Raw genomic sequence first — 22,090 nt, 5'->3', positions numbered from 1 at the left:
TATATCTATTTAAAGACTCCTAGATTTTTCATAATCTCTTTTTCCTTGCCACGCATAATGGCCTTTTCATCATCTTCCATGTGGTCATAGCCTAGAAGATGGAGGGTCGAATGGCAGATGAGATAGGAAAGCTCACGGTCTAGGCTGTGGCCATATTCTTCTGCCTGGGCCTTTGCTATATCAAGGCAAATTACTATATCTCCAAGGATAAGATCTACATCCTCTTCCCCAGGGAAAATTTCATCATCCATGGGAAAGGATAGGACATCTGTAGGCCTATCAACTCCCCTGTAATCCCTATTTAGGGCGTGAATTTCATCCTTATCTACAAGGGTGAGTGATACTTCAACATGGCTTGTAAAATCTTCCACCCTTAGGACTTCTTCAATAGTTTTATAGGCCATGGCCTCGATTTGGTCAAGGTCTAGGTCCTCTTTGCTATTGTTGCTTATTAGGAGATTCATCGTTTTGCCCTCTTTTTTCTTCCCTTATTTTATCTTCTTTTTCGTAGGCATCAATTATCCTTTGAACAAGTGGGTGTCTGACCACGTCAATTGAAGTGAAGTTCATAAATTCAATACCCTTAACATCTCTTAAGATGTGGCTTGCTGAAACAAGGCCTGACTTTCTACCCTTACCCAGGTCAATCTGGGTCCTATCACCTGTGATTATGGCCTTTGACCCATAACCAAGACGGGTTAAGAACATCTTCATCTGCTCATAGGTTGTATTTTGGGCCTCATCTAGGATAACAAAGGAATTATCAAGGGTCCTACCCCTCATGTAGGCAAGGGGAGCTATCTCTATGATTCCCTTTTCAACAAGGGTTTGGTAGGAATCAAAACCTAGGATTTCAAAAAGAGCATCGTAAAGGGGTCTTAGATAAGGGTCTACCTTATCTTGGAGGTCACCTGGCAAGAAGCCTAGGCTTTCTCCTGCTTCTACTGCCGGACGGGTGAGGATTATCCTATTTATCTCATTGTTTTTAAAGGCACGGACTGCCATGGCCACTGCCAGGTAGGTCTTACCTGTACCGGCCGGTCCAATTCCAAAGACGATGTCATTTTCTAAAATCTTTGCCACATAGGCCTTTTGTCCCAGGGTCTTTGGCTTGATTGGCTTGCCGGCAGATGTTGTGACTATGACTTCATTTAGAAGGCCCTTTACCACATCCCTATTTTCCCTTTCCAGCATATCTGCATCGTATTTTATTTTTTGAAAATCAAGGTCCCCGCTTCTTTTAATCTCTTCTAAAAGCTGGACAATTAATTTTGAAGCAAGGCTCACATTGGCCTCATCTCCTGAGATTTCTAGGTCATTATCCTTAAGCTTTAACTTCACAGAGAACCTGTCTTCTATATATTTTCTGTTACTATCAAAATTACCAAAGAGACTCATCAGTCTCTCTGGCACTTCAATTCCTATATATTCTTTTATATTAACACATCCTTATCTTCTTTTTGAGACTGGCTTTGCTAGGATTTCTGCCATGATGACAGCATCCCTAAGCCTTTTTCTCTTTTTAGATCTTTTTATATCGTCTATTTTTTTGTCAGTCACTTCTTTTATTTCAGCTTCTTTTAGCCTTGCACGAGCCTTAGAATCTCCTTCTTCTTTTGGAGCAGATTTTTTCTTAAGCTCTGCCGCATGTTTGGCGGCAAGATCTGCCTTAAGCTTTCTTTGGGCTTCTATATTTGGTTTTTGGCTGGTTAGATCTGCCGGATTTCCCAAATCATTTAGGAAGTCTACGAAGGAATCCAGTCCCTTTTCTGCAAGGGTCTTATTTTTAGTCTTTTGGCTTTCAGCCTCGATTTCTGCTGCCAATTGGTCAAGAAAATTCAAAAATGAATTTCGCTTAGACATCTAAATCCTCGCTGGAATCTGAAATTGACTGACGCATTTTTGTATCTGCTTTAACATTTTGGAGGTTGTAATAGTCCATCACTCCGAGATTACCTTCTTTGAAGGCTTGGGCTATAGCAAGTGGAATTTCACTTTCAGCCTCTACTACCTTGGCTCTATTTTCTTGCTCTAGGGCAATAGCTTGGGCACGACGCTCTTCAGCCTTGGCTTGGGCAATGTTTTTATCAGCCTCTGCCTGGTCTCTTTGTAGCTCTGCACCAACATTTCGTCCTACATCCACATCTGCTATATCAATTGATAGGATTTCAAAGGCTGTACCTGAGTCAAGGCCCTTGTTTAGAACGGTTTGAGAAATATTGTCCGGATTTTCTAGAACAGCTGCGTGGGAATCTGATGAACCTACTGTTGTTACAATACCTTCACCAACTCTGGCAATGATTGTCTCTTCACCAGCACCACCGACAAGCCTTTCGATGTTAGCTCTTACAGTAACCTTGGCAATTACCTTTACCTCTATACCATTTTTAGCAACTGCTGCTATAACTGGTGTATTGATAACCTTAGGTGTAACTGACACTTGAACAGCCTCAAAAACATTACGACCAGCTAGGTCAATAGCTGCTGCTTGCTCAAAAGAAAGGTCTATATTGGCTCTTTCTGCTGCAATTAGGGCATCAACTACTTGGTTGATATTACCACCAGCTAGGTAGTGGCTTTCTAGGTCATTTGTTGAAATTGGAATACCTGCCTGATAAGATTTGATCATCGCAGCTACAATCTTTGATGGAGAAAGTCTCCTAAATCTCATAGCCACAAGGCTTGCCATAGATATCTTAAGGCCTGAAAACCTCGCAGTTATCCAAAGTCCAACTGGTACCATTGTAAAAAATACTATAACTAATACAAATATTAGTCCTAAAATTAAATATTCCATTATATCTCCTTCACTCTTATATGGCCATCTTTGATATCAACAACTGACACCATTTTTCCCTTTTCGATAAATTCTGCCCTGGCCATGGCATCATAAAGTTCTCCGTCTATCTCAATCCTGCCTGCTGGCCTAAGGATTGTCTTAGTTATACCCACACTTCCAACAAGATGTGAAAGTTCAACCTTCTTGCCAGTGTATATAGATTTGGGCTTTGTTTCTAGGATTGACTTTTCAAAAAGTTCTGCCTTAAAACCAAGTTTTACAAAGATAGCGACAGTAGCAAGGATTGCAAGGCCTGTAGTAAGGACTACAAATAGGCCCATCCTAGGATCTATAAAAGAATCCATCACCGAATAAATAGTAAGGGCAAGGCCTGCCACTCCAATGAGGCCAAAGCTTGGAATAAAAAGCTCCAGGCTTAAAAGGCTTATTCCAGCTATAAAGGTTATTAAAGTCACATTGTCGGCTATATTGTAAAAGGATGCTGCTATATAAAAATAGGCAAATAAACCTAAAGCAATACCAGCAAAGAGCAATTTCCTTTGGGTAAAAAGCACACAAATCATAGAAATAACTGCCAATATAAAGGCAAAAGCTATGACTAGGTCGTTTCCAAGCATAAATACCTCCTTGTACAAAATTTAAAATGAGAAAGAGCATCTAAAAATCAATCCCAAACCCACTTTAAAATATTATCTTCCTTATAATTATTATCTAGTAAATGGGGCAAAAAATCAACATAGGGACAAGCTAACAAAAGAGAAAAGCACTTTTCAAAATCCTTTTCAAAATCCCCAAGAAAAAAGGAGCCTGCGGCCCCCTTTATTATCTGTGTTTTCTTTTCCTAGTAAAAATCGAATCATTTGAATAATTTAGTATATGTTTCTTATAGACTTTTGAAGCTTGGATATAAGTAATATATAGGCTTAGGGCCAAAATTATTAGAGAAAGACCGCCTTCAATTATTCCAGCACTTCCCTTAATCAACCTTAAAGGCATGAAAAATACGGAAATATATGGGATAAATGATGCGATTTTTACAAATAAATTTACAGGTCTATTCATAAAAATCATAGCGACCATAAAGGTCCCTACAATTGTGATCATAAGAGGTGTCGCAACCTTTGAAGCATCCTCTTGCTTGCTTGCAAGTGAGCCCAGCATGGCAGCTATTATCATGTAGGCCAAGAGCGAGAGGATGATAAAGATGAAAATCTCCCCTATTATCATAAGGCTTGTCTTATCCAGGCTAAGATCAATTTTTATAAAGTCTAAAAGGCCCTTGGATTTGATTATAAAATAGGAAATTGCTCCAAAAATTATATATAAAATCGAATGGACGATTATGGCTAGGAAGTTACCTAATATTTTGCCAGCAAAATAGTCCTTGGCAGATACTGATGAGAAGATAAACTCAATCATCTTTGATCCTTTTTCTGTAGCTATATCAACGACTAGGACATTTGAATACATGATTAGCATAAAATACATGAACATCAAAAGGATGAAGTAGGAGGCATAGATCATAAGGCTCTTGCCCTTGTCAATTTGATTGATTTTTATATCTGCCTTGGTCGAAAAAATCCCAATTTGCTCTTCATTTAAACCTGCATTTTTGATATTAATGGCATTTTGAAGCTCATTTGCAAGAAGAGGCAATTTTGAAAGTGCCTTGCTATCCATGGTTTTAGTCTCAATAATAAGTTTTATCTGGCCATTTTCTTCAGAAATCTCCCCGTAAGACTCAATTTTCTCTGCCTTTAAAGTCTTTTCTGCTTCATCTTTTGAAACTAATTTATATTCATTTTCCATAGACTTTAGGTAAGGCTTTACAGTTTCATCTGCTACTAGGTAATACTTAGTAGTTGAATCTGCCTTGTCTGATTTTGTAAGGAAATAATTAAGACCCATAGGCACTAGCATTACAAGGATTGGTATAAAAACCATGGCCCAAAAGGCAGGCGATTTGATTTGTTTTTTGAAGGAATCAAGGGCAACTATTAACTTTCTATTCATTTTCTTCCACCTTTCTGGCAAAAATTTCATTTAGGCTTGGTGGCTCTTGGCTAAACATCTCAAGGTAGCCGAGTTTTCCTACAAGTTTCTCAAAAATTTCCCTGCCATTTTCTTCATCTTCAAGTCTGATAGTCCAGAAATTTCCTTCTCTTTTTAGGTCATAAGCTGGGAAAAGCTCTGATAAATCTGCATCAGTCCTAACTTTCACCAGGTCTTTTTCATAAGAATTTCTAATCTCATCTGGTGATCCATTTAGGACAATTTTTCCATTTCTCAGCATAATTAGCCTATCGCAAAGGTATTCGATATTTTCCATGTTATGGGATGAAAAAATTATGGTTGTACCTTCTTCGTTGATTTCCTTGATTATCCCCATCAAAAGATTGGCATTGTAAGGGTCAAGGCCCGAGAATGGTTCATCTAAGATTAAAAATTCTGGCTTATAGATTAGGCTTGCAAGAAGCTGAACCTTTTGCTGGTTGCCCTTTGAGAGGGACTTTATTTTATCATCCAGACTTCCCTTGATTTCAAAACGATCAAAGTAGCTTTTTAAGGTCTTTTCATCAAGATTTCTCATTTGGTTAAGCCTAGCAAAAAACTTCACCTCTTCTCTGATGGTTTTCTTTGGTGAGAGCGAACGCTCTTCTGGAAGAAAGCCAATTTTTTCTAGGGGCACGTCTGCCATTGGCTCGCCTTCATAAAGAATTTCTCCAGCAAAGTGGTCATAGAAATTCATCATGGAGCGAAAAAGTGTAGATTTTCCCGCCCCATTTTGGCCGATAACTCCGAAAAGTTCACCTCTTTTGACTTCAAAGGACACGTCATCAAGAGCCTTAAGGTCCCCAAAATTTTTAGTTAAGTTTTTTATTTCAATCATTTTTCTCTCCTGCAAAACCATTAGTTAATACACCAATCAAGCTTGGTATTAGGACAATTAGGGCTATTATTGGGCTTATATTTTCATAGAGGGCTGAGGAAAATAGGATTATTATTATCACAAATTGACTCATAAGCATCCTCTTATAGGCTAGGTAGCCCTTTTTGTAGTATTTGACCTTATCCCTCTCGTCAGATTCAGCCATGAACTTGCTTTCAAAAAAGAAATCAAAGACCTCAGTCTTTCTTTCTGGCTCAATTTTTTTGACAAGTTTATAAGTAAGGAAAGACAAGATGGAATTTATAGCTGTAAAAACTAGCAAAATCCCTAATACAAGCAAGGTATTTTTTACAAAGTCTGGGCTTGTTTTCATCTTGTTATAGATAATTATAACAAGGGATATGAGGGTAAATAAGCCTGCATCTCTCATTGCATTGGCATAGTCTATATACTTTGTTTCAATAAAATCATCTTGCCTTAAGCCCTTTTCAACTTCTTTTTTCCCTTTCAAGTAGAAATAAAAACCAAAGCCCGCAAATATACTACAAAGTCCAATAATCAAAGCTAAGATATGGTCGCTTAGAAAGCTATTAAGACCATTTACAAGACCACCTACATTTAATTTTCTAAAAATAAAACCTGCTCCAAAACCTACTATCAATCCAAATCCAGCCATAGCAAATATGCTAGCTAGGAAGCTTTTCTTATTATTTTTCATCACTTTCCTCCAGTCTAAAAATCTCATTGATATCCACACCTAGGACCTGGGCTATTTTTAGAGCCACGGTCACTGATGGGTTGTAATCTCCTCTTTCTATTAGGCTTATGGTCTGGCGGCTGACTCCGACAAGCCCTCCAAGCTCTGCTTGGTTATAGCCTGCTTTTTTTCTAAAATCAGCCAAATTATTTACTAGGTCCATCGCCCCTCCTTTCCAAATAATTGACAACTATTCTTGTCATTATTATATATCTGACAACTTTAATTGTCAAATTTATTTTTATTTACCTCTCCTCTAAATATATTATTGAAATACGGGTATAATGTTAGATATACCTAAAAAGAGGTGATTACTTTGATCTTTTTAAAGCAAGATGAAAACATGTACAAGCTCCTTGAGGCCTTATTTTATAAGGATGGAACCTGGGTTAGGATTGATGAGCTTGTAGATGATTTAGACCTTAGCAAAAAAACAATTCACAATTATATAGACGCTCTTGAGAAGTTATTTAAAAATTATGCCAAATTTGAAATGACTTCAAACCTTGTCAAGGCTGATTTTATCCTTGATATAGGCTTAAAAACTATCAAAAAAATTTTTATCAAAAACTCTCTGATAAGCCAAATTTTGACCATTACTTTTTTGGATGAAATAAAAAATAAAAAGGACTTAGCCACTAGGCTTAATACCAGCGATTCTTCTATTTTTAGAAATATTGGCTACCTTAACGAGGCTATCAAGGAGATTTATAATATAGAGTTTTCCTATGCAGACCTCGATTTTGTGGGCGATGAGTATGATATAGAGAAGTTTTATCTAAATCTTTTCATAAGCACTCAAATAAGTCCACTTGACTGGCCTTTTGAAGGCCTTGTCGATGAGAAAGATGTCACAACTATTGCCGAAAGCATCGGTAAGTCCATATACATGGAGATTATTTTCGGCCAATATTCTTATATCAAGACAGCCCTTGCCATCTCTCTTATCAGATATAGGCGAGGCTTTAAATTCAAGCTTGGCGAGATTGACCAAGATATGCTTAGCTTTGTCAAAAAATGTCTGTCAAATATCGAAGTTGCCAGGGCTACTAGAAGGCTTTTACCTGATGAAAATGGCGATTTGACCATGGTTTTATATCAAATTTTGGCATTTTTTATAAACCATGAATACACCCCATATTTTAAGAGCCTTGATGAAGTTTTTGAACTTGTTCCAATCTATAAGGATTATTACGACTATCTTTATGATAAATCTATAAAGCTCTGTGATAAGTACGAGATTGATAAGACAAATCTTGAAAATGCCTACAAGGAAATTTTCTCTTACTTTTATGTAAGGCTATTTAACGTAGAGCAGGCGGACTTTTTTGTAGCAAAAAGCCAGCACTTGCTTGATTATATCAGGTTTATTAACATAGATTTCTACAAGGATATCTATGCCATGATGGACGGGCTTTTGGATAAGTATCCTAAGCTTAGGGAAAGATATTCGACAGAAGCAATGGTGTATGCGATTTATTCAACCTGGCCAGGACTTTTGGGTCATATGATTGATAGCATCAAACAAATTAAGGCTATTATTATATCAAATTACGATAGGTATCATTCAAGACTTATACAGGATTTTATAAATTCTACAGCATCTACTATCTTAAGCGTAGATATTTATACCAAGCCAAGACTTGATATAAATTGGCTTAGACAGTCAGAGTATGATGTTATCATAACTGACTTCCTACTTGAGGCAGACCTAGCTGATAAACTCTTGCTAAACCTTGAAAACTTGCCAAGAGTCCACAGGTCCTTTAAGATTTTAGACCAAATCCTAGGCAAGAAATTTATGGAAATCAAGGCAGAAAACCCAGAATTTTTTGATAATTCAAAGCCACTTTGAAATAACTTTAAGCTATAAAAGCCCCCAGCTATTTTTGTCTGGGGGCTTTTCTTTTATGAATTTTTTGTGTATAATAGTAGAAATATTGTATAAAAGGAGATGATTAGATGTTCGCTGTAATAGTAAATACCCTGGCAGTTTTTATCGGAGGAATGCTCGGGACCGGTCTTTCAAATAGACTTGCCCACAAGTATCAAGAAGCCATTATGAAATTTTTACCGATTGCCATTCTTGTATTAGGTATCGATTCTGCCCTTAAGGGTGATATTATGATTATGATCATCTCTATAGTGGGCGGTGTCCTTGTAGGTGAATACCTAGATCTTGAGGGAGGCCTTGATAAATTTGCGGACTTTCTTAAAAATAAGTTTATAAAAAATTCTGAAAGCGACTTTTCCACTGGCTTTATTTCAGGAATTTTGCTTTTTTGTGTTGGCTCTATGGGAATTCTTGGGGCAATTGATGCAGGAGTTAAGGGTGATTATTCAATTCTTCTAACAAAGGCTGTCCTTGACGGGCTATCAGCACTTTTTCTTGCGGCAAGCCTTGGCAGTGGCATAGCTTTTGCAAGCCTTGCAGTCTTTATCTATGAAGGAGCTATTTGTCTTCTTGCTAGCCTTCTTTCACCACTTTTTACAGAATTTGTCCTTGCAAATATTTCAGGTGTCGGCGGCCTTACAATCATTGCCATAGGCCTATCCATGCTTGATATTGTCGACTTTAGGATAGCTAATGCCCTACCAGCTATAGCCATACCTGTCCTTATTGGGCTTATAATGTCTTTATTTTAAAAATCCTCCAAGCGGAGGATTTTTCTATACCCTATAAAGTATATAGGTATCTAATTTTTCAAATCCATTTGCAATAGCCACTTCTAGTTCTAATTCTTTTTCGACTTCTATAAAATACTTAATTTCCCCTATTTTTCCAAATTCATCTATTAGGAAATTTATCATTGCCTTAATTAGACTGTCGCAAATTTGCCTATTAGGTTCTTTCATAAAGAGTCCAAAAATTTCAGCTTTGCAAGGATTTTTGCCATAGATTTTTACTAAAAGACTGGCTGTAATCTCTCCCTTTTCCTTTTTGACAAAGACCCTAAACCTGTCAAAGTCCCTATATAGATTGGCACTTGAATAATACATATCTTTTGCAAAGGAATCGTGAAAGTCCTTATAGGATGAGAAGTCTTCCTTGGGTAGGATTTCGATATCATCTGTAAGAGCGGAAGATTTTTCTAGATTTTTAGCCTCTAGGACATGAGAGTGTTCTACAATTTTTGCTTTTTCTGTAAAATATTTTTCCTGATTTATCCAAGAAGCTTCCCCAAGACCTATATTTATAGGATAGGCCTTGTGGTCTTTATTTATCCTTTCTAAAAGGCCTTCTAAGACCTCTAGATCCTTATTTTTTATGATGAGGAGGGTAGTTTGGATATATTTTTCATCATCATCCCAAAAATAGGTGACAAGGCCATCTATTTCCTCATTTTGTAGGCTCAAGAGCGTGGTGGTTGCCATAAATTCTATGGAATATTCTAACTCCCTATAAAGGTCGCTTAGGGATGAGAATTTTGGGTAAGAAGCTTGAGGCTTATCATTTATGGCAGCTTCTAAAAGAGGCCTTACTTTTGCAAGGTCAGGCCTTTCTAGCTTTCTTATTTGCATTAAAATCTTCCCTTAAGTTTGAGGGCTTTTTCTATCCTTGATAGGCTTAGGATGAAGGCTGCTTGTCTGAAGGTAACCTTGTATTTATCAGCTGTTGCAAATACTTCATCGATAGCTCTTGTCATGTCCTTTTCTTGTTTAGCCCTTACTTCTTCTTCAGAAAGGTAGGAGCCTGTGATATTTTGCACCCATTCGTAGTGACTTACCAAAACTCCACCAGAATTGGCTAGGATATCTGGGATGAGTGGGATATTTTTCTCATTTAGGATTTTCTCTCCCCCTTCTGTCACAGGGCCGTTGGCTGCTTCCACAACAAGCCCCGCCTTGATTGAGTCTGCATTAGCCTCGTTTATTACATTTTCTAGGGCTGCTGGAATTAGGATGTCGCAGTCTAGGGCGAAGAATTCTTCTGTTGTGATTTTTTCTGCCTCTATATTAAGCTCTGATCCTGTCTTATCCTTAGCTTTCTGTATTTTCTCTATATCTAGGCCATCCTTATCATAGATTCCGTAGGATCCATCTGGATGCTCATGGTCTTTGGAGTTTAGGGCGATAAGCTTTGCCCCATCCTCTACTAGGTATTTGGCCGCAAAAGAACCAACATTTCCAAAACCTTGAAGGGCCACTGTAGCTCCTTCTAAGCTTTTACCGATTTTTTCATAGTATTTTTTAATTGTTAGGTATACACCAAAGCCTGTAGCTTCACTTCTTCCAAGAGATCCTCCCATGTCAACTGACTTGCCTGTGAAGGTTGCTATATCTTGGCGGCTTCCATTTAGGGCTATATATTCGTCTGTGAAATATCCCATGATCTTGGCATTGGTATTTACATCTGGGGCTGGAATATCAATTCTTGGTCCTAAATAATTATTCATTGCTCTGACAAAGCCACGAGATAAGATTTCTAGCTCTCTTTCAGAAAGCTTGTTAGGATCTACGATGATTCCTCCCTTGCCACCTCCTAGTGGAAGGCCAAGAAGGGCTACCTTTAGACTCATTAGGGTAGATAGGACTTTGACTTCTTCATAGGTCACAGATTCGTGAAATCTGACCCCGCCCTTGGATGGGCCTAGGGCTGTAGAATGGGCAGACCTAAAGGCTCTAAAGGTCTTTGTTGTGCCATCATCCATCTTTACTGGAATATTTGCTTCGATGATTCTTTCAGGTTCTTTGATTATCTCATAAAATGATTCAGATAGGCCTGCTATCTCACAAACTTTTTTAAGCTTGTCTTGTAGGTCTAGAAATTGTTCTTTAGCGTTTGACATATTTGCCTTCTTTCTTTCATAAAAATTAACATTTATCTTTATTATACAAGCAAATTAAAATTTTTCTCAAAAAAATCACCCTAATTTCTTAGGATGATTTTTAATTTATTTAACTTTTATCTTATCCCTAGCCGCACTCATCATTAGTTTGACCCTGTTTACTTGGTTTACTTCTGATGCTCCTGGGTCGTAGTCTATGGCTACTATGTTGGCCTCTGGATAGCTTTCTCTTATCTTTTTCATTACTCCCTTGCCGGTGATATGGTTTGGAAGACAGCCAAAAGGCTGGATGCAGACGATATTTGGGGCACCCTGGTGGATTAGTTCTACCATCTCCCCTGCAAGAAGCCAGCCTTCACCAGCCTGGTTGCCAAGGGATGTAACTTCCTCAGCTAGGTCTGCTATATCATCTATATAAAGAGGTTCTGTGAATCTTTCACTTTCCCTTAGGGCCTTTCTAATTGGCTTTCTATTTGCTTCTATTAGCTTGATTCCAAGCCTGCCCATCCTGGCTGTGGCAGCTGATTTACCATATAAGTCACGTTTTAATTCTGAATTTTTCATACAGTACATCAAAAAGTCTGTTAAATCTGGCATGACTACCTCAGCTCCTTCAGCTTCGAGGACGTCTTGGAGGTGGTTGTTGGCTTCTGGCAAGAATTTAACCAAGATTTCACCAACTATACCTGCCTTTGGGATTTCTTTGTTGCAGACTGGAAGGTCTTCAAAATCTTTGACAATCTCTTGGATTGCTTGTCTGTATCTCTTGGTTTTCATTGTCCCAATTTCTGCTGAAAGCTTATTTATCCATGCTTCCTTGAGGTCATTTACAGATCCTAGCTCGATTTCATAAGGCCTTGTAGCATTTGACACTCTATTTATGAGGTCTCCCAAAAGGATGGCCCTTATGGCTTGCTTTAAAAGTGGGATATTTTTAAATCTGACTAAGTCAAAGCCCTCGTTAGTTTCTATGCCTTGGGCTGAAAGGGCAATTACTGGCAGGTCAGGAAAACCCGCATCCTTTAAGCCCTTTCTGATATAGCCCACGTAGTTAGACGCCCTACAAGCTCCGCCGGTTTGGGTCATGAGGAGGGCAAGCTTATCTGTGTCATATTTGCCAGATTTTACAGCATGGATTAGTTGGCCAACTACTGTAATTGATGGGTAGCAGGAGTCATTGTTTACATATTTTAGACCCGTATCTATGACATCTTCATCGATTGTATCTAGAAATTCTATATTAAAACCAAAGGCCTTAAAGGCATTTTCCATTATCCTAAAGTGCTCCCTTGCCATCTGTGGGGCAAGGATTGTGTAGCCTTCTAGTTTCATTTCCTTGGTAAATTCAGTGTTTTCGTAGACAAAGTCACTTGGATTTGTCTTAAAGCTTATGCCTTCTCTTTTCTTTTGGTCAAGAGCTTCTAAAAGAGATCTCAGTCTGATTTTAACCGCTCCTAGGTTTGAAATTTCATCTATTTTTAAAAGGGTATAAATCTTGCCATGAGATTTTAAAAGTTCTTCTACCTGGTCGGTTGTGACTGCATCAAGGCCGCAACCAAAGGAATTAAGCTGGATAAGCTCGAAGTTGTCATTTTCTGCAACATATTTGCTGGCCCTATAAAGCCTTGCGTGGTAGGACCACTGGTCAAGGACCCTGAGCTCTTTGGTCAAATCTTTCACATTGTAGGCGATGGCATCTTCTGAAAGAACAGGTATATCTATCGATTCGATTAAGTCTGCTATGCCGTGGTTGACTTCTGGATCTATGTGGTAAGGCCTACCTGCTAGGACTATAGCATTTAAGTCATGGGCCCTTACATGGTCAATTATTTCCTTGCCCTTTTTCCTTATTTGATCATGGTAGGCTTGCTCAGCCTCCCAAGCCAGGCTTACCGCATTTTCAATTTCCTTCTTTCTCAGGATATTGCCCGCATGAGTATAGCCTTCAAAGACTTCGACAAGTCTTTTTTTGATGATTTCCTCACTTTCAAAGGATAAGTAAGGGTTTAGGAATCTTAACTCATTTAGCCTATCGACATTATTTTTAATCACATCAGGATAACCACTTACTACAGGGCAATTCATCTGGTTTTTGGCCGCATCAAATTGCTTGTAGGCATAAAAAACACCTGGATAAAAGATTAGGTCAGGCTTTTTGTCTATTAAATCTTCCATGTGGCCGTGGACAAGCTTGGCTGGATAGCAGGCTGTCTCTGAAGAAATAGTGGCTATGCCCTTTTCATAAATTTTCCTATCTGAGTCACTTGATAAGATAATATCAAAGCCTAGGCTATCAAAAAACTTGTGCCAAAAAGGATAATCTTCATAGATATTTAAAACACGAGGAATGCCGACCCTACCAAAGCGGGCACCATCTCCCAGAGTCTTTCTATCAAAGAGGAGCTTATACTTATACTTGTACATATTTAGGTCATCTTTTTTCTTATCAAGCTTGATGCCTGCCCCTCTTTCGCACCTATTGCCTGTGATAAATCTCCTCCCATCGGCGAAGGTATTTATTACTAGGGCACAATTATTTGTACACCTACCGCACCTGGCTGATTTTTGGCTGTAGGAGAAGTTTTCAAGTACGCTTTGACCTGCCATATTTGATGAGCCTGTGGACTTATCTTTGGCAATTAAGGCCATACCCATAGCCCCCATAAGGCCTGCAATTTCCGGTCTTGTAACATCTCTTCCAGAAATCTTCTCAAAGGCCCTTAGGATGGCATCCCCATAAAAGGTTCCCCCTTGGACTACTATATTTTTGCCAAGAGATTTTGGGTCCCTAATCTTAATTACCTTTTGGATGGCATTTTTTATTACCGAATAGCAAAGGCCAGCAGCTATGTCTTCTACCTCAGAGCCTTCCTTTTGGGCCTGTTTGACCTTAGAATTCATAAAGACCGTACACCTAGAACCAAGGTCTGCCGGTTCCTTGCTCCTAATTGCCCTTTGCTGAAATTCTTTAACATCCATGGATACAGATGCTGCAAAGGTTGATAAAAATGACCCACAGCCTGAAGAGCAGGCCTCATTTAGCTGGATAGAGTCTATTATCCCATCCCTTATGTGCATGGCCTTCATATCTTGGCCGCCAATATCAAGGATAAAATCTACATCAGGATCAAAAAACTTGGCTGCCCTGTAGTGGGCAATGGTTTCTACCTCCCCACTATCTATGTGTAGGGCATTTTTGATAAAATCTTCCCCGTAACCACAGATACCGGATGAGGCTATATAGGCCTTTGGATTCTTCTTGGTAAGGCCTTCTTTAAGCATTGAAATGACAACCTCTAGGGGCCTTCCCAAATTCATCCTATAATCATCTAATAAAATTTCATTATCTTCTGATAGCCAGACCATCTTACTGGTTGTAGAGCCTGCATCTAGGCCTACATAGATTGGGCCCTGGTAAGTAGCAAGATCTCTGTATTTGACCTTATCAGTCTTATGCCTAATCTTAAAATCTTCATAGTCATCAAGAGACTCAAAAAGAGGGTCAAGCCTTTTGGTCATCTCTAGATTTACTTCCTTGGCATTTTCAAGCCTTGTAATGAGGTCCTTAAGGTCTACTGGCTTTGAATTTTCGCTAGATAAAATCGCAGCCCCCTTGGCTACGTAAACTTCTGCATCATCTGGTATATAAAAATTATTCTCATCCTCTCCCAAGGTCTCTACAAATCTGTCCCTAAGAGAAGATAAAAAGTGAAGGGGACCACCCAAAAAAGTGACATTGCCCCTAATCGGCCTACCGCAGGCCAGGTTTGAAATTGTCTGGTTGACTACAGATTGGAAGACTGAAATTGCTATATCTTCCCTGCTTGCCCCCTGGTTCATCAAGGCCTGGATGTCAGTCTTGGCAAAGACCCCACACCTAGATGCTATAGGATAAATCTTCTTGTAGGCTTTGGAAAGCTCATTAAGACCTGCCGCATCAGTATCAAGGAGGGCTGCCATCTGGTCTATAAAGGCCCCAGTACCTCCTGCACAAATCGAATTCATCCTCTGCTCAACAGAACCAGAAAGGTAGGTAATCTTTGAATCTTCCCCACCCAGCTCTATCAAAACGTCAGTCTGAGGGATAAATTTCCTGATAGCACGGGTTTCTGCTATAACCTCCTGGACAAAGTCTACACCCAAAATATCTTCTAAAAACATGCCGCCAGATCCTGTCACATTCATAGTTAGACTTAGATTGCCAAACTTATGGTATAAATCTGTAAGGACCTTCTTAACAGTCGCCCTCACATCTGACTTGTGGCGGATATAAATAGAATAAATTGTATTAAAAAGCTCATCAGTGACCACCACCTTGACAGTAGTAGAGCCAACATCAAGCCCCATATGTAAATTCATATTATTCCTTTCTAAATGAATAAAATACCTTCATTCTTAATAAATTTTTATCATTATTAAATATCTAACAAAAATTTAAGAAAATACATAAAAATTTTAATATTATTATACCCCTTATTTCCAAAATAAAAGATTATTATATATTTATAAATGGCTATTTAAAGCTTATTATAAAATAGTTACAAGCTTTGGCTAAATTATAAGCTTATAAGCCCTATAAAATTTATTGGAAATTGTAAAATTTTCTTTACATTTTTATGCAAGCAGAAAGACCAAGCAAAAGCTTGGTCTAAATTATATTTATTTTATCTAAAAAGATAATTCTAAAATTTTTATAAATTTGCCATAAAGTAACTAAGCCTATCAACTAATTTTATGATGTCCTTTTCATTTGTTGCACAAATTGCAACCCTAATTCCCTTAGCTTGGGGAATGGTGAATATATTTTCTTTTTCGAGATTTTCTGCTATCTCAAAGGCCTTATCTGTTGGAATAAAGGTGAAAAATCCACCAAAATACGGAATCATTGCTAATTTTTTCGCCTTAGCCTCTCTTACAAATATCTCAGCTCTTTTTTCTAGCATGAGCCTTAAATTTTCTAATTCCTTTTTGTAGCCATCCTTGTCATTTTCCAAATCTTTTAGGATAAGCTGTGGTGCGTGGACCCCGTTAGACCAATTGCACCTAGCTGAGTGGGCAAGGCTATTTTCAAATTCATCGATGATTTCTTTTTTAGAAGAGATACCGATTGCTGCCCCACTTCTTAGACCGTAGGCTGTGTGGGACTTACTCATGGAATAAGCCACTATCACAAAGAAATTTGGGTCAAGGCCTGTAAATTTCTCAAAAAATTCCTTTTGCTTGCCGCTTCCTGCATATTCTATATAGGCCACATCAACAATTAATGTGATTTTCTTGCCAGCTATGGCAAGATCTTGGCAAGCCTTAATCACCTCATCCCATTCATCATCGCTTAGAGAATAGCCAGTTGGATTATTGCCTGGAGAATTTATTATTGAAACGAGCCTATCCTTATTTTCTAAAGCCTTTGCCATAGCAGCTTTGTAAGCTTCTATATCAAATTTGTAGTCATCTGTAAAGAAATTATAAGTGATGAAATCTCTGCCAAATTCATCGCAAATTTTCTTATATGGGCCCCAATAATAGTCATGACTAAGAACAGGATCTCCCTCATCTGCATAGGTAAAAACCCCTGACCTGATAGCCCCTGTTCCGCCTGGGGTTGAAATGGCGGTCATAAAAGCCTTTGGTCTGTGATTTTCAAAAAGGCTATCTAAAACAGCCTCCCTAAAACCATCTTCCCCCTCAATTGGGGCATAAGATGCTATAATAGACCTATCCATCTGACTTAGCCTGTCATAAACACTATCAAGGGCTATAATCTTTCCAGAATCATCTGCCAAGGTCCCAAGGGCCGCATTGATTACATTTTCCCTTCCATATTTTTCTATGGCTGCATTTGCTTTATTATTTATATCAAAGGCCAAATCCTTGGCAATAGGCCAAGTAGCCTTCTTGATTGTCATTGACATTTTATGCTCCTTAATAAAATCTTTTTATTATTATACCTAAAAGTGAATTTTTTAATAGTTTATTTAACTTGACATTTTATCGAAATAAAGTAAATTTAAGATAAATTAGGATGTTTTTATCCTAATTTATAAAATAGCGAGGTGATTTTATGAGAATTCATACAGATAATTTAGTTTCAATGACAGAAGCAAACCAAAATTTTTCAAAGGTTGCAAAAATGGTTGATAATTCTGGATCAGCTATAATTTTAAAAAATAATAAACCAAAATATTTATTGATCCAATATGAAGATATAAAGCAAAATGAATATTATAAAAATGAAGATATTGAGGATATTTCTAAAGATATTCTCAATGAATTTAGTCATGTTTTTGAAGAACTTGCAAAATGAAAAAATTTACTAAAGAGCAAGTGATCCAGCTTCATAAATCCCTGATTGAAAACTTCGGAGGTATTGAAGGAGTACGTGATGATGATTTGTTAGACCTATCAATCAACTCTGCATTTCAAACAATGTTTGGAAATAATATTTATGACACCCCTGTAGAAAGAGCTTGTCAACTTGCTTACTCATTTATAATGAACCATCCTTTTATCGATGGAAATAAAAGAATAGGTACATATTTGATGCTTATATATCTAAAATTAAATGGCTATAAGATAATAGCTAATGATGATGAAATTATAAATATTATTATGGAAGTTGCCAGTTCTAATTGTAATAAGAATGTTTTTAAAGATTGGATTTGCAAAAATACAGAAAGGATAAGTTATGACTAAATATAAAAAGGAAGATTTAAAGAAAATTTTAAGCGAAGAAGCCTATCATGTGACCCAGGAAAATGGGACTGAGATGCCTTTTTCTTCTGAATATGATAACTTTTATGAGGATGGGATTTATGTAGATATTGTCTCTGGTGAGCCACTTTTCTCATCTCTTGATAAGTATGATGCAGGCTGTGGTTGGCCTTCTTTTACTAAGCCAATTGAGGACACTGAGCTTACAGAAAAGGATGATTTCACCCTTATGAGAAAAAGAATTGAGGTAAGAAGCAAGGAAGCTGATAGCCACCTGGGCCATGTTTTCCCAGATGGACCAAGAGAGGCTACTGGTCTTAGGTACTGTATAAATGGAGCTAGCCTTCGCTTTATCCCAAAAGATAAGCTTGAAGAGGAAGGCTATGGCAAGTTTCTGAAGCTTTTTGATTAAATTTAAAAAAACTGGAAGTATTTTCCAGTTTTTTTATGCCTTTACAGGGCTTCCATTTAGGTATAGGTCAATCATTTTTCCTATCTCTTCTCCTAAATTTTCATCACCAAGGTCAAAATCGCCCTTTAGGCTTAGATCCATAGTCATGGCCCTTAGCATATTTACTTGGCTTATGCCGTGTTCTAGATTTTTTCTTTCTGTAATTTTTTGATCTTCCTCATAGGCTTCTAAGAGGTCATCAAAAGTCCTTGAAACCAAGCTTTTGCCGTCAGTCTTTTTCATTATTTCAAGGATTTTCTCATAAAGAGCCTTATAGGAAATATTTCCTGTAGCTAAGGCGTAGGTTTTTTTGTGATTTTCTAACTCTAGGGCAAAAACTGCTCCTTGAGCTAGGGCTTTTGCTGAAATTATTGGAATCACACCCTCTGTGACAGGTATTGTTGCATTTGCCCTTACTAGGTCTATGTGGGCTGCTAGGGAATTTTTGTTAGACTTGCCTACTATTAGGCCCGGCCTTAGGATTGAGACATTCATTAAACCATCGCCTTCAAAGATTGCAATTGATTCTTGCATGAGCCTTGTTTCAATGTATGGCTCGTGGTGGTAATTATATTTCCTTAAGATTTGGTTTTTTTCTGCTATTTCTGACCTATAATCTCCCAAAAGAAGGAAATTTCTGATGCCAGCTTTTTTGGCAAGCCTTGCTATCCTGCCTGTTGGAAGGACGTTTCTCTCATAAAAGAATTTGCCAGCAGGCTTTCTAGGCACAACTAGATCATCGATGCCGCCGGCATAGACAAAGCTATCGCAATCACCTATCATCTCCATAGCTTGCTTATCTCCTAGGGCAAAAAAATCTGCTAGGACATATTCTAAATTTTCATTTTCTTCTATATCGCTAGATTTAATCAAATCTACCGCTTTTATCTTATAACCCTGGTCAAGACCGTATTTTATAAGCTCTCTGGCAAATAAATTGGCCCCTCCTAGGATAAATATTTTCCTGATATTTTTCATCTTTTACCTAAAATTTAATTCCAAAATAATTTTCTACTGCTATGTGTTGGGTGCCGTATTTTAGATCTTCCTTGGCAGCCTCACCCTTGATGATTTCAACAAGTCTTAGGGCTAGATAATTTGTAACAGCAGCACCTCTTCCTGTTGTGATGTTGCCATCTGTGACTACTATTTGATCATCTATATATTCCCCAACATTTTTAAGTTCTTCCTTAATAGTTGGGAAGGATGTGGCCTTTTTATCAGCAAAGACTCCTGCCCTATCAAGCACTATTGGACCAGCGCAGATTGCAGCAATTAGTTTGTTTTCATTGTTAAACTCACGAACTAAATCTATTACCTCGTCATTATCCCTAAGAGTCTCTGCTCCCTTGGTTCCTCCTGGTATATAGACACCATCGTAGGATTTTCTATCTATATCAGCCATAAGCTTATCTGCCTTATATTCTATGTCGTGGGAGGTCTTTAAATTTATAGATCCTGTTGTAGATACCATATCTACTTCGATGTTAGCTCTTCTTAGATAATCAACGACTGTAAGTATTTCTATAGTTTCATTGCCATTTGCTAAAAGTACACATATTTTCATAACAATTCTCCTTTGTCTTCTCCTATTATTATATGCATTATCTAAGAAAAAAGCTATGGAAAATCCATAGCCTTGATTCTAATAATATTTTTTGTTTATCTTTTCAATTATTGCATCCGGGTCAAAGCCTAGAATTTTTGCAACTTCTTCGCCTGGGCCAGATATACCGAACCTATCAATGGCAATATTTAGACCATCTAATCCTGTCCATTCGGACCAGCCAAATGATGTTCCCATTTCAATTGATACTCTCTTTGTAAGCTCTTTTGGTAGTATTTCTTCCTTATAGGTATCACTTTGTTCTCTAAATAATTCCATAGATGGCATGGATACTACTCTAACTGCCTTGCCAGATTTTTCTAATCTTTCTGCTGTTTCAAGGGCAAGAGCCACTTCTGAACCTGTTGCTATTAGGATAAGTTCTGGATTTTCGGCATCTTTTATGATGTAGGCACCCTTATTGATATTTTCTAAATTTTCAGTTTCCTTTAAGGTTGGGATATTTTGACGAGTAAGGGCAATAACTACTGGCCTATCCTTACTTTCTAGAGCCACCTTCCAAGCAAGTCTTGTTTCATTGGCATCTGCTGGCCTTATAACTAGGGTGTTTGGAATTGCCCTTAGCATAGCAAGTTGTTCGATTGGTTGGTGGGTAGGGCCATCTTCCCCAACCGCTACAGAATCGTGGGTCATGGCGTAGGTTAGTGGTAGGTGTGATAGGGCTGAAAGCCTTACAGCTGGCTTTAGGTAGTCAGAAAATACAAAGAAGGTTGACACATGGTGGAAGCTTCCTCCGTGGGCCATGATACCATTGCCTATAGCTGCCATGGCAAATTCTCTTACACCATACCAAATATTTCTACCACATGGGCTATCATCTCTAAAGGCCTTTGAATCCTTGATATTAGTTTTGTTTGATGAGAAGAGGTCAGCTGATCCACCCCAGAAGTTTCTGGTAATCTTTGCCAAGTCTTGGATGATTTCTCCTCCTGATGCACGGCTAGCAAGGGCCTTATCTTCATGAGAATATTTTCTGACTTGGTCCATGAAATTTGCTGGTAGCTCTCTATTGATTCCTGCCATTAATTCCTTGTAGTCTTCAGGATATTTTTCTGAGTAAGACTTTAAAAGCTCATCCCAAGCCTCATTTGCAGATTCTCCTCGTGCTTTAATTCCATCTTCAAATATTTTATAGATATCATCAGAAACTTCAAAATCTGCTGCGCTCCATTCATAGGCTTTCTTTACATATTCAAAGTCTTCTGCTCCAATTGGTGCCCCGTGAACCTTGTTTGTACCTTGGTTTTTGGAACCAAAACCAATTATAGTCTTAACTTCAATTAGGGTTGGCTTGTCATTTTCCTTAGCCTTTGTTATTGCTTCATAGATTGCATCTAGGTTATTGCCATCAGCAACTTTATCATAGGCCCAATTTTGTGCAAGTACCCTGTCTTTTACTGATTCTGAAAAAGATGTGGATAGGTCCCCATCTAGGCAGATATCATTTGAATCATAAAGGATGATTAGCTTATCTAATTTAAGGTGGCCTGCAAGTGACATTGCTTCATAAGAAATCCCCTCCATTAGGTCGCCATCACCACATAGGGCGTAGGTGTAGTGGTCAATTACCTTCATGTCATCCTTATTATAAAGGGCTGCCATGTGCTTTTCAGCAGCTGCCATACCGACAGCTTGGGCTATACCTTGGCCAAGAGGTCCTGTTGTAACCTCTACTCCTTCGGTCATGCCTAGTTCTGGATGGCCTGGAGCCTTTGAGCCGGCTTGTCTAAAGTTTTTAAGCTCATCCATGGATAAATCATAGCCTGATAGGTGAAGTAAGGAATAAAGCATGGCTGATCCGTGGCCTGCTGATAGGATAAACCTGTCCCTGTCAAAAAACTTAGGATTTTTAGGATTTGCCTTCAAAATCTTGTTAAATAAAACATAGGCCATAGGGCTTGCACCCATTGGTAGGCCTGGGTGGCCAGAATTTGCCTTCTCTATCTGGGCAATGGATAGGGTTCTAATGGCATTAATTGCCTTTAAATCATCACTTGTAAACATTAAGTCTCCTTTGCAAAAAATTAGTAGATTTACATATTTATTTCAAGCCTATTATACTTC

21 protein-coding genes are annotated in these 22,090 nt (G+C 38.1%); 5 read left to right on the top strand and 16 right to left on the bottom strand.

The genetic code is table 11. From position 1 onward, the window contains the following. Positions 1-5: 5 nt before the first annotated feature. The 9 genes from ybeY to ACCQ42_RS02460 form a co-directional block, all read right to left on the bottom strand. Positions 6-464: an rRNA maturation RNase YbeY gene (ybeY, locus tag ACCQ42_RS02500; protein WP_410035266.1), complete on the bottom strand. Its 459-nt coding sequence runs from the start codon at positions 462-464 to the stop codon at positions 6-8. Next, positions 439-1,398 carry a PhoH family protein gene (locus ACCQ42_RS02495; RefSeq protein WP_410035289.1) on the bottom strand — a complete coding sequence of 320 codons (960 nt, stop codon included), beginning with the start codon at positions 1,396-1,398 and terminating at the stop codon, positions 439-441. Before ACCQ42_RS02495 ends, ybeY begins: the two co-directional genes overlap by 26 nt. Positions 1,399-1,449: 51 nt before the next feature. Beyond that, positions 1,450-1,863, bottom strand: a complete 414-nt coding sequence (locus ACCQ42_RS02490) for a hypothetical protein (protein WP_410035265.1) — start codon at positions 1,861-1,863, stop codon at positions 1,450-1,452. After that, positions 1,856-2,797, bottom strand: a complete 942-nt coding sequence (gene floA / locus ACCQ42_RS02485; protein WP_106461503.1) for a flotillin-like protein FloA — start codon at positions 2,795-2,797, stop codon at positions 1,856-1,858. Before floA ends, ACCQ42_RS02490 begins: the two co-directional genes overlap by 8 nt. Further along, positions 2,797-3,417, bottom strand: coding sequence for an NfeD family protein (locus tag ACCQ42_RS02480; protein WP_410035264.1), 621 nt, complete (start codon positions 3,415-3,417; stop codon positions 2,797-2,799). The genes floA and ACCQ42_RS02480 overlap by 1 nt, the downstream gene beginning before the upstream one ends. Positions 3,418-3,622: 205 nt before the next feature. After that, entirely contained in the window at positions 3,623-4,813 is a 1,191-nt protein-coding gene (locus tag ACCQ42_RS02475) for an ABC transporter permease (protein WP_410035263.1), read from the bottom strand. Continuing rightward, positions 4,806-5,690, bottom strand: coding sequence for an ABC transporter ATP-binding protein (locus ACCQ42_RS02470; protein WP_265214667.1), 885 nt, complete (start codon positions 5,688-5,690; stop codon positions 4,806-4,808). The genes ACCQ42_RS02475 and ACCQ42_RS02470 overlap by 8 nt, the downstream gene beginning before the upstream one ends. Continuing rightward, the gene (locus ACCQ42_RS02465) at positions 5,683-6,408 is read right to left on the bottom strand and encodes a DUF3169 family protein (RefSeq protein WP_410035262.1); all 726 of its coding nucleotides are present in this window, start codon (positions 6,406-6,408) and stop codon (positions 5,683-5,685) included. Before ACCQ42_RS02465 ends, ACCQ42_RS02470 begins: the two co-directional genes overlap by 8 nt. Continuing rightward, positions 6,398-6,610 (bottom strand): helix-turn-helix transcriptional regulator, encoded by a 213-nt coding sequence (locus ACCQ42_RS02460; RefSeq protein ID WP_410035261.1) that lies wholly within the window; start codon positions 6,608-6,610, stop codon positions 6,398-6,400. The genes ACCQ42_RS02465 and ACCQ42_RS02460 overlap by 11 nt, the downstream gene beginning before the upstream one ends. Before the next feature lie 153 nt (positions 6,611-6,763). Between ACCQ42_RS02460 and ACCQ42_RS02455 the strand changes: the two genes are divergently transcribed. Together ACCQ42_RS02455 and ACCQ42_RS02450 are read left to right on the top strand one after the other, a co-directional pair. Then, a complete protein-coding gene (locus tag ACCQ42_RS02455) occupies positions 6,764-8,302 on the top strand; it encodes a helix-turn-helix domain-containing protein (protein WP_410035260.1) in 1,539 nt (512 codons plus the stop codon). Between the two features lie 107 nt (positions 8,303-8,409). Continuing rightward, a complete protein-coding gene (locus ACCQ42_RS02450; protein WP_410035259.1) occupies positions 8,410-9,093 on the top strand; it encodes a DUF554 domain-containing protein in 684 nt (227 codons plus the stop codon). A 24-nt stretch (positions 9,094-9,117) separates the two neighbouring features. On the opposite strand, the gene ACCQ42_RS02445 is transcribed toward ACCQ42_RS02450, so the two are convergent. The 4 genes from ACCQ42_RS02445 to ACCQ42_RS02430 all read right to left on the bottom strand — a co-directional run bounded on the left by ACCQ42_RS02445 (position 9,118) and on the right by ACCQ42_RS02430 (position 17,149). Then, complete coding sequence (locus tag ACCQ42_RS02445) at positions 9,118-9,969, bottom strand: hypothetical protein (RefSeq protein ID WP_410035258.1); 852 nt, start codon at positions 9,967-9,969, stop codon at positions 9,118-9,120. After that, positions 9,969-11,237: a Glu/Leu/Phe/Val family dehydrogenase gene (locus ACCQ42_RS02440; protein ID WP_410035257.1), complete on the bottom strand. Its 1,269-nt coding sequence runs from the start codon at positions 11,235-11,237 to the stop codon at positions 9,969-9,971. The genes ACCQ42_RS02445 and ACCQ42_RS02440 overlap by 1 nt, the downstream gene beginning before the upstream one ends. 105 nt (positions 11,238-11,342) lie before the next feature. After that, positions 11,343-15,596: an acyl-CoA dehydratase activase-related protein gene (locus ACCQ42_RS02435; protein WP_410035256.1), complete on the bottom strand. Its 4,254-nt coding sequence runs from the start codon at positions 15,594-15,596 to the stop codon at positions 11,343-11,345. Between the two features lie 332 nt (positions 15,597-15,928). Beyond that, positions 15,929-17,149, bottom strand: a complete 1,221-nt coding sequence (locus ACCQ42_RS02430; protein ID WP_410035255.1) for an aminotransferase class I/II-fold pyridoxal phosphate-dependent enzyme — start codon at positions 17,147-17,149, stop codon at positions 15,929-15,931. Positions 17,150-17,298: 149 nt separating this feature from the next. Between ACCQ42_RS02430 and ACCQ42_RS02425 the strand changes: the two genes are divergently transcribed. From ACCQ42_RS02425 to msrB, 3 genes are read left to right on the top strand one after another with little or no spacing between them, the layout of a single operon-like run. Beyond that, positions 17,299-17,541 (top strand): type II toxin-antitoxin system Phd/YefM family antitoxin, encoded by a 243-nt coding sequence (locus ACCQ42_RS02425; RefSeq protein WP_265214685.1) that lies wholly within the window; start codon positions 17,299-17,301, stop codon positions 17,539-17,541. Then, positions 17,538-17,930 carry a type II toxin-antitoxin system death-on-curing family toxin gene (locus ACCQ42_RS02420; protein WP_265214686.1) on the top strand — a complete coding sequence of 131 codons (393 nt, stop codon included), beginning with the start codon at positions 17,538-17,540 and terminating at the stop codon, positions 17,928-17,930. The genes ACCQ42_RS02425 and ACCQ42_RS02420 overlap by 4 nt, the downstream gene beginning before the upstream one ends. Continuing rightward, on the top strand, positions 17,923-18,360 hold the full coding sequence (msrB, locus tag ACCQ42_RS02415; RefSeq protein ID WP_265214687.1) for a peptide-methionine (R)-S-oxide reductase MsrB: 438 nt from the start codon (positions 17,923-17,925) through the stop codon (positions 18,358-18,360). Before ACCQ42_RS02420 ends, msrB begins: the two co-directional genes overlap by 8 nt. 33 nt (positions 18,361-18,393) lie before the next feature. On the opposite strand, the gene ACCQ42_RS02410 is transcribed toward msrB, so the two are convergent. The 3 genes from ACCQ42_RS02410 to tkt all read right to left on the bottom strand — a co-directional run bounded on the left by ACCQ42_RS02410 (position 18,394) and on the right by tkt (position 22,030). After that, the gene (locus ACCQ42_RS02410) at positions 18,394-19,377 is read right to left on the bottom strand and encodes an NAD-dependent epimerase/dehydratase family protein (protein WP_410035254.1); all 984 of its coding nucleotides are present in this window, start codon (positions 19,375-19,377) and stop codon (positions 18,394-18,396) included. A gap of 7 nt (positions 19,378-19,384) precedes the next feature. Continuing rightward, entirely contained in the window at positions 19,385-19,966 is a 582-nt protein-coding gene (locus tag ACCQ42_RS02405; RefSeq protein ID WP_410035253.1) for a DJ-1 family glyoxalase III, read from the bottom strand. Positions 19,967-20,044: 78 nt separating this feature from the next. Next, entirely contained in the window at positions 20,045-22,030 is a 1,986-nt protein-coding gene (tkt, locus tag ACCQ42_RS02400) for a transketolase (protein ID WP_410035252.1), read from the bottom strand. Between the last annotated feature and the right edge of the window lie 60 nt (positions 22,031-22,090).

The organism is Anaerococcus kampingae (assembly GCF_046365475.1).
GTDB classification, from domain to species: domain Bacteria; phylum Bacillota; class Clostridia; order Tissierellales; family Peptoniphilaceae; genus Anaerococcus; species Anaerococcus kampingae.
This window is presented reverse-complemented; position numbering and strand designations above follow the sequence as displayed.

Excerpts from the sequence above, each read along its gene's own strand:
- floA (WP_106461503.1), bottom strand. The coding sequence starts at position 2,797 with ATGGAATATTTAATTTTAGGACTAATATTTGTATTAGTTATAGTATTT.
- ACCQ42_RS02470 (WP_265214667.1), bottom strand. The coding sequence starts at position 5,690 with ATGATTGAAATAAAAAACTTAACTAAAAATTTTGGGGACCTTAAGGCT.
- tkt (WP_410035252.1), bottom strand. The coding sequence starts at position 22,030 with ATGTTTACAAGTGATGATTTAAAGGCAATTAATGCCATTAGAACCCTA.
- ACCQ42_RS02440 (WP_410035257.1), bottom strand. The coding sequence starts at position 11,237 with ATGTCAAACGCTAAAGAACAATTTCTAGACCTACAAGACAAGCTTAAA.
- ACCQ42_RS02435 (WP_410035256.1), bottom strand. The coding sequence starts at position 15,596 with ATGAATTTACATATGGGGCTTGATGTTGGCTCTACTACTGTCAAGGTG.
- ACCQ42_RS02480 (WP_410035264.1), bottom strand. The coding sequence starts at position 3,417 with ATGCTTGGAAACGACCTAGTCATAGCTTTTGCCTTTATATTGGCAGTT.
- ACCQ42_RS02460 (WP_410035261.1), bottom strand. The coding sequence starts at position 6,610 with ATGGACCTAGTAAATAATTTGGCTGATTTTAGAAAAAAAGCAGGCTAT.
- ACCQ42_RS02430 (WP_410035255.1), bottom strand. The coding sequence starts at position 17,149 with ATGTCAATGACAATCAAGAAGGCTACTTGGCCTATTGCCAAGGATTTG.
- ACCQ42_RS02450 (WP_410035259.1), top strand. The coding sequence starts at position 8,410 with ATGTTCGCTGTAATAGTAAATACCCTGGCAGTTTTTATCGGAGGAATG.
- ACCQ42_RS02490 (WP_410035265.1), bottom strand. The coding sequence starts at position 1,863 with ATGTCTAAGCGAAATTCATTTTTGAATTTTCTTGACCAATTGGCAGCA.
- ACCQ42_RS02405 (WP_410035253.1), bottom strand. The coding sequence starts at position 19,966 with ATGAAAATATGTGTACTTTTAGCAAATGGCAATGAAACTATAGAAATA.
- ACCQ42_RS02465 (WP_410035262.1), bottom strand. The coding sequence starts at position 6,408 with ATGAAAAATAATAAGAAAAGCTTCCTAGCTAGCATATTTGCTATGGCT.
- ybeY (WP_410035266.1), bottom strand. The coding sequence starts at position 464 with ATGAATCTCCTAATAAGCAACAATAGCAAAGAGGACCTAGACCTTGAC.
- ACCQ42_RS02410 (WP_410035254.1), bottom strand. The coding sequence starts at position 19,377 with ATGAAAAATATCAGGAAAATATTTATCCTAGGAGGGGCCAATTTATTT.
- ACCQ42_RS02445 (WP_410035258.1), bottom strand. The coding sequence starts at position 9,969 with ATGCAAATAAGAAAGCTAGAAAGGCCTGACCTTGCAAAAGTAAGGCCT.
- ACCQ42_RS02495 (WP_410035289.1), bottom strand. The coding sequence starts at position 1,398 with ATGAGTCTCTTTGGTAATTTTGATAGTAACAGAAAATATATAGAAGAC.
- ACCQ42_RS02475 (WP_410035263.1), bottom strand. The coding sequence starts at position 4,813 with ATGAATAGAAAGTTAATAGTTGCCCTTGATTCCTTCAAAAAACAAATC.
- ACCQ42_RS02420 (WP_265214686.1), top strand. The coding sequence starts at position 17,538 with ATGAAAAAATTTACTAAAGAGCAAGTGATCCAGCTTCATAAATCCCTG.
- ACCQ42_RS02425 (WP_265214685.1), top strand. The coding sequence starts at position 17,299 with ATGAGAATTCATACAGATAATTTAGTTTCAATGACAGAAGCAAACCAA.
- msrB (WP_265214687.1), top strand. The coding sequence starts at position 17,923 with ATGACTAAATATAAAAAGGAAGATTTAAAGAAAATTTTAAGCGAAGAA.